This is a genomic window from Candidatus Protofrankia californiensis, from assembly GCF_900634765.1.
In the GTDB taxonomy this organism is placed as follows: Bacteria; Actinomycetota; Actinomycetes; order Frankiales; family Frankiaceae; genus Protofrankia; species Protofrankia californiensis.
The window spans coordinates 1-6,548 of record NZ_CAAAFT010000123.1 but is presented as its reverse complement, the minus strand read 5'-3'; the positions used below and the strand labels follow the sequence as shown (position 1 = coordinate 6,548).

Sequence of the window (6,548 nt, the reverse complement as noted above, 5' to 3'; positions counted from 1 at the left end):
CAGCCGGACCTGCTCGACTAGAGCCGGACCTGTTCGATAGAGCCGGACCTGTTCGATTAGGACGCCACTGAACAATGCTGTTCGATCAGCAAGCTGGTCACTGAGCGCGCCCGACATCAGGGGTGTAGATCATCGAGCGGGGAGTGCAGCGCGGGGATCCGGCAGCGCCACGCCCGACGTACCAATCGACGACGGGAGGACGACCCGATGAGCGGTTTGAGTGAATACCTGATCGGCAAGCGCGACGCCGTTCTCGCGCAGCGGGAGCAGGTTGCCGCAGGTGACGTCAAACCGTTGGCCGTCTCGGCAACCGTCACGGCGGAGGGACGCACGGGCGTGCGTCGCATCCGGGCCCGCGAATTCCAGATCATCAGCGACAGCGGGCCGGATCTCGCCGGACACAATCTGGGCCCGACCTCGCCCGAGATCCAGCTCGGGGTGCTGGGCAGCTGCCTGACCCACACCTTCCTGATCCAGGCAGCCGTGCTCAGCGTCCCCCTGGACTCCCTCGACATCGACGTCACCGCCACATTCGACCCTCGCGCCGGTGAACCCGGGTACGAGGACGCGCCGGTCTACCCGCACGACCTTCGCTACACCGTGCGGCTGTCCTCCCCCGCGTCCGACGAGGAGATCAGCGAGCTGCACCGAGCCGTGGAACGCACCTGCCCGATCCTGAACCTGCTGATCAACCCACAGCCGATCCACGGCTCACTCGAGCGCGTCCCGGCCCCCTGAAACCGGACGGTATGCTGGGCCCGACATATGTCGCATCCCACATGTCGTGTCCTATTGTCCCGTACGCCGTGGCCAGCAGCGGGACTCACCTCAGGGAGGCCCCCGAAACATGTCGGGCTACCAGTTCGACGTGTTCCTCAGCTACCGGCGGGCGGGTACGGTCCTGCCATGGGTGCACAATCACTTCCACCGGATGCTCGTGAAGTGCCTGACCGACGAACTGGAGCGCAGGCCGGAGATCTTCATCGATGTCGACGGGGTCGAAGTCGGGGACCACTGGCCGGACACACTCGCCCAGGCCCACAGTCGGTCACGCCTGCTGGTGGCGGTATGGACTCCGTCCTATTTCGGCTCTCACTGGTGCGTCGCGGAATGGCGCAGCATGCAGCACCGTGAGGCGATGTTCGATCTGAGCACAGCGCCGGATGCACGCCGCCTTGTATATCCCATACGGCTCAAGGACGGTACCAGGTTTCCGAGCGACGCGAAGAAGACCCAGCAGCAGGACATGAAGGAGTGGAACGTCTCCTCGCCCGCCTTCGAGCAGACACCCGCCTACGCCGGTTTCGAAAAGCAGGTGGGAACGGTCGCGGAGGATCTGGCGGCGAAGCTGGAGCTGGTGCCGGACTGGCGCCCGGATTTTCCGGTACTGCGTCCGGACCCCGAACCACTCCACCGCGCGGACGTACCGAGGCTGTGAACACATGAAACACGTGAGCGGCACGGTCGTGACCTTCTACTCCTACAAGGGCGGTGTGGGGCGCACCTTCGCCCTGGCCAACACCGCGGCGCTGCTCACCTCGTGGGGCTATCGGACGCTCTGCATCGACTGGGACATCGACGCCCCGGGAATCCCGTTCTACTTCAGCCGGTGGCTGTCCCCACCCAGGACCGGCCTGGTCGATTTTATCAACGATTTTGCGCAAGGCCGGAATCCACATGTCGGTGACTATGTCAGCCGGATATTCCTCCCGGGGCGGGAAATACCCCTGGATCTGCTTCCCGCCGGCTCGTCCGACCCCTCCTACGTCCCCCAGGCCCAAAAAATCGACTGGGCCGACCTGTACGACAAGAAGGATCTCGGCGCCTTTCTGGAGGACTGTCGAGAACGCTGGCTGGAGGACTACGACTTCGTCCTGGTCGACAGCCGGACCGGAATCACCGATATCAGCGGGATCTGCACGGCACAACTTCCCGACATCCTGGTCGTGCTCTTCACCGCCAACGAGCAGAGCCTGCGTGGGGTTGTCGACGTCGTGCGCCGCGCCGAAAGGGCCCGCGACGACCTGCCCTATGATCGCTCCCTGCTGATGACCCTCCCCGTTCCCGCACGATTCGACTCCCGGGAGGAGTACCGCCGGGCCCGGTACTGGCAGGAACGATTCAGCAAGGAGCTCGTTTCGCTTTTCCGGAACTGGGCCGTGGAGGGAGTGTCGATCGAGCGACTGCTCGGTTTCCTCACGATTCCCTATGTTTCCTACTGGAGTTTCGGCGAGGACCTGCCGGCACTCGAGGAGGAGGATCCCACACCGGAGAAGATCGGATATTCGCTGGAGACCCTCGCGGCCACGATCGCCCACCGGTTGGACCGCAGCGAGCTGCTCGTGGAAAGCAGGGACTCGTTCGTGGACGCGGCCACCCGGCTGGGGCTGCGATCACGCAACGACGACGGCTACGAGATCGATGTCTTCATCAGCAGCTCCCGTAAGGACGACCGACTTGCGGCGGCGCTGGAGGACCTGCTGGCTCGCCAGTCCCTGCGAGTGGTAGGGCCGTCACGGCTGCGCCAGCTCGGTGTCGGCATCAGCACCGACTGGCAGCGTGAGATGGACACCCTGCTGGCCCGATCACGGCATCTCGTCGTTCTCTTCGACGGCCCCTACCTCGACCGGGCGCGGAGCTACGAGATCGACCGGTTCATCCGCCAGACCCTGGACGACAGGTCCAACCGTACGGTGCTGCCCGTACTCACCTCGGACGCCGAACCCGACCATCTCCCGAGTCTCCTCGCCAGTCGTCAGTACCTGCGCATAACAGGTGAGGAAGACCTCTCGGACGTCGCGGACGGAATTGTCGACGCAATCACCAGAGGAGCCCGCGGCACGTCGGGGCGCGGCTGACCGCTGCATATAGCTCTTTTCATGGCCGTCCGCCGGAGAAAACATTCGTTGGTGAAAAAAATCACGGAGGTTTGGCGGACCAGCAGGTCGCAAGGCCACGGCCGGGCGCCGATCGTCCTGCCCAGGATGATTCGCGCGATGTTGCCCGACGGAGAGATCTCCGCGGCCGTCAGGCGTAATACGTTGAGATCGTCATGGATGCAGAGACTGGCGGCGGGAACGCCGTACAACCATATGGTGACGATTTTGTGACTCATCGGGTCGACCAGGCCAAGGACCTGATCGTTACCCAGAGTCGCCTGCGTGGTCTGTTGCGGGCGAGCCGCATGGTTGCCTCGGACCTGAGCCTGTCCGTCGTGCTGACCCGCATCGTGGAGGCGGCATGCGATCTTGTGGATGCCCGTTACGGCGCACTCGGCGTGATCGCCCACGACCAGAACCTCGAACAGTTCGTCCATGTCGGCTTCGACGAGAGCATGGTCCGCCGGATCGGCGACCTTCCGCGGGGCAAGGGCATCCTCGGCCTGCTCATCCGGGAGCCCTACCCGTTGCGGCTCGACGACATCACCACCGACCACCGGGCGGACGGCTTCCCGGCCGGGCATCCGCCCATGCACAGTTTCCTCGGCGTCCCGATCCGGATCGGCACCAAGGTGTTCGGCAACCTCTACCTGACGGACAAGCAGAACGCGTCGCGTTTCACCGCCGAGGACGAGGAACTCGTCCAGGCGCTGGCCGCAAGCGCCGGCGTCGCCATAGAGAACGCACGGCTTTTCGAGGAGTCCCAGCGCCGGCAACGCTGGTTGCAGGCGTCCACCGACATCACCCGCCATCTCCTGGCCGAGGGTCCGAATCCGCTGGAACTGATTGCGCGCAGAGCCCAGGAAATCGCCGTCGCGGACTTCTCCGCCGTCCTGCTCCCCCGTGAGTCGGCCGAGGAACTCATCGTGGAGGTCGCCACCGGCGAATACCCCGACGGTCTGGTCGGCGCGGTCGTTCCCGCGTCGGATCCACTCGCCGGCCAGAACGGCCCGCTGATGGTCATTCCCCTGGTCGCCTCGGGCGAAAGCGTCGGGGCACTCGTGCTCGGCCGGCGGATCGAAGGCCGGCTTTTCACCGATGCCGACATCGACATGGCCTCGGGTTTCGTCGGGCACATAGCGCTGGCGCTCGAGCTGGCCCAGGCCAGGGCCGACCGTGACCGCATCGCCGTCCTGGAGGAGCGCGACCGTATCGCCCGGGACCTGCACGACCACGTGATCCAGCGGATCTTCGCCACGGCGATCGGACTGCAGGGCCTGGTCTCGCGCACCGACGGGGTAAAGCAGGAGGACCGGCTCGCCGCCTACATCGACGACCTGGACGAGACCATCGGCCAGATCCGGACAACGATCTTCCAGCTGCGGCGGCGCGGGCGTAACGACGTCCCGAGCCTGCGCGGGCAGATCCTCGACATCGTCGACGACGCGACCGTCTCCCTCGGGTTCGCACCGCACCTGCGGTTCGAGGGCGCGCTGGACTCCGCCGTGTGCAACGTCGTCGGCGAGCATCTGGTGGCCGTGCTGCGCGAAGCCCTGTCGAACGTCGCCCGGCACGCGTCGGCAACCCAGGTGTACGTGACCGTCTGGTCCACCGACGGTCAGGTGCGGCTGGACGTGATCGACAACGGGGTCGGTGGCGTGAACCCGGACGGCCGGGACAGCTCCAGCGGGCTGGTCAACATGCGCAGCCGGGCGCAGGAGCTCGGAGGCAAGTTCATCGTGTTCTCCCCTCTCGCCGCCGGCACCCGGTTGTCCTGGTCCGCCCGAACCCGTGCACCGGACCCGCCAGGTGGCACGGATCCTTCCGACGGCACAGGTCCAGGCGGTGGCAGGGGCCCGTCGAGCGGTACCGGTCCGTCAGGCGGCTGAGCGCAGGGTGGGCATCCGCGCGGTGCCCGCCAGTTCCACCACCGCGTCCAGCTCCTCGAAGCCGGCCGTGCGATGGCTGATGAGTAGGACCGTCCGACCGCGGGTCACGTCCAGGATCGTGCGCATCACCGCGGCCTCGGTCACCGGGTCGAGATGGGCGGTGGGCTCGTCCAGGACGAGCACGCGAGGGTCTGCCAGCAGGGCACGGGCAAGCAGCAGCCGCTGGCGCTGGCCACCGGACATCCGCTCCCCGTTCGCCCCGACCCGGGTGGCCAGACCGTCCGGCAGGCCCGCGGCCCAGCCGCCGAGCCCGACCCGCTCGAGGACGCCGGTGAGTTCGGCCTCGGTCGCCCCGGTACGGGCGATCAGCAGGTTCTCCCGCAGCGTCGCGTCGAACACGTGCGCGTCCTGGGTCATGCCGGTCACGTTCTGGTACAGCTCGTCGGTGGTGACGTCGCGCAGGTCGACGCCGCCGACCTCGACCCGTCCCGCCTGCGGGTCACGCAGGCGCAGCAGCAGGTCGACGACGGTGCTCTTGCCCGCGCCGCTGGCGCCGACGAGCGCAACCCGGGCGCCCGCCGGCAGATGAAGGTCGAAGCCGTCGAGCACCAGCGGACCGTCCGAGCTGTACCGCATCCCGATGCCGTGCATGCGGACGTCGAGCGGCCCGTCGGGCAACCGCCGCGCGTGGACCGGCTCGCCGACCGGTGGCTCACGGTCGAGGACCGCGAACACCCGAGCAGCGGCCGCCCGAGCGTCGGCAAGGGCGGCGAAGGCAGCGGTGAGCCCCGCCAACGGCTCGAAGGCGGCGACCGTGGTCAGCACAACCACCCCGAGCATCACCCCGGACAACGCCTGCTGCCGTACCGCCGCCACCCCGACGACGCTGACCGCCACGAGGGTCAGGCCCGCGGCAAACGTTGCGGCCGCGCTCCCCCATGCCGGTGACCTGCGCCAGGACGCCACCAGCCGCAGTATTTCGCCGTCACGGTGGCGCAGCCGCGCAAGCCGCGCCCGCGCCGCGCCGAACGCCACGATCTCGTCCAGCCCGTCCAGCAGGGAGACGATCTCAGTATCCCGCCGGGCCCGCGCCACGGCGGTGGCCGTGACCATCGCCCGGGTACGCCGAGCGGTTATCGGCCCGGCCAGCACCGCGGCCACAGCAAGCCCGGCCGCCAGGACAATCCCCGCGGCCGGCAACATGACGGTAACCATGATCACCGCGCCGGCGCAGGCGAGCGCCGCGGACACGGTGGGGCCAGCGCCGCGCAGCAGCGACTCGCCCACCCCGTCCACGTCCGCGGTGAACCTGCGCAGCAGGTCCCCGCGGCGGTGGGTCCCGAGGGCGGCGGGAGCCAGCGGCACGAGCCGGGCGAACACCTCCGAGCGCAGCCGGGCAAGACCCCGCAGAGCCGCGTCGTGGGTGGTGAGGCGTTCGACATAGCGAAAAACCGGCCGGCCGAGCCCGAACGCCCGGACGCCGACGATCGCGACCATCAATGTCAGCACCGGTGGATGCTGCGACGCCCGGACGATCAGCCATGCCGACGTGGCGGTCAGTCCGATGCCACACCCCAGCGCGAGGGCCCCGGCGAGGATACCGAGGGCGAACCGCTGCCGTGCCGAAGCGAACAGCGCCAGTGCCTCCCGGTGGGAGACGGCCGGCTCCGGCCGGGACCGCATGCCTGCCGGCAGGACCGATCCGGTCGCTGGCAGGACGGATGCAGCTGCCGGTGGGAGCGATGCGGCCGCCGGGCGGGCGGGCGCATCGCTCCCACCG

5 protein-coding genes are annotated in these 6,548 nt (G+C 68.0%); 4 read left to right on the top strand and 1 reads right to left on the bottom strand.

The window, feature by feature from the left end; all coding sequences use genetic code 11:
* Window positions 1–207: 207 nt before the first annotated feature.
* From DD1DGNOD_RS07310 to DD1DGNOD_RS07295, 4 genes are all read left to right on the top strand, one after another.
* Window positions 208–738: an OsmC family protein gene (locus tag DD1DGNOD_RS07310; RefSeq protein WP_131765842.1), complete on the top strand. Its 531-nt coding sequence runs from the start codon at window positions 208–210 to the stop codon at window positions 736–738.
* 109 nt (window positions 739–847) lie between these two features.
* Complete coding sequence (locus DD1DGNOD_RS07305) at window positions 848–1,438, top strand: toll/interleukin-1 receptor domain-containing protein (RefSeq protein ID WP_131769726.1); 591 nt, start codon at window positions 848–850, stop codon at window positions 1,436–1,438.
* Window positions 1,439–1,442: 4 nt separating this feature from the next.
* Complete coding sequence (locus DD1DGNOD_RS07300) at window positions 1,443–2,858, top strand: tyrosine-protein kinase family protein (protein ID WP_131769725.1); 1,416 nt, start codon at window positions 1,443–1,445, stop codon at window positions 2,856–2,858.
* A gap of 194 nt (window positions 2,859–3,052) precedes the next feature.
* Complete coding sequence (locus DD1DGNOD_RS07295; RefSeq protein ID WP_131765838.1) at window positions 3,053–4,768, top strand: sensor histidine kinase; 1,716 nt, start codon at window positions 3,053–3,055, stop codon at window positions 4,766–4,768.
* Here DD1DGNOD_RS07295 and cydC read toward each other — a convergent pair.
* The coding region (gene cydC, locus DD1DGNOD_RS07290) for a thiol reductant ABC exporter subunit CydC (RefSeq protein WP_206443008.1) at window positions 4,757–6,548 on the bottom strand (1,792 nt) is incomplete at its 5' end. The two genes, DD1DGNOD_RS07295 and cydC, sit on opposite strands and share 12 nt — an antisense overlap.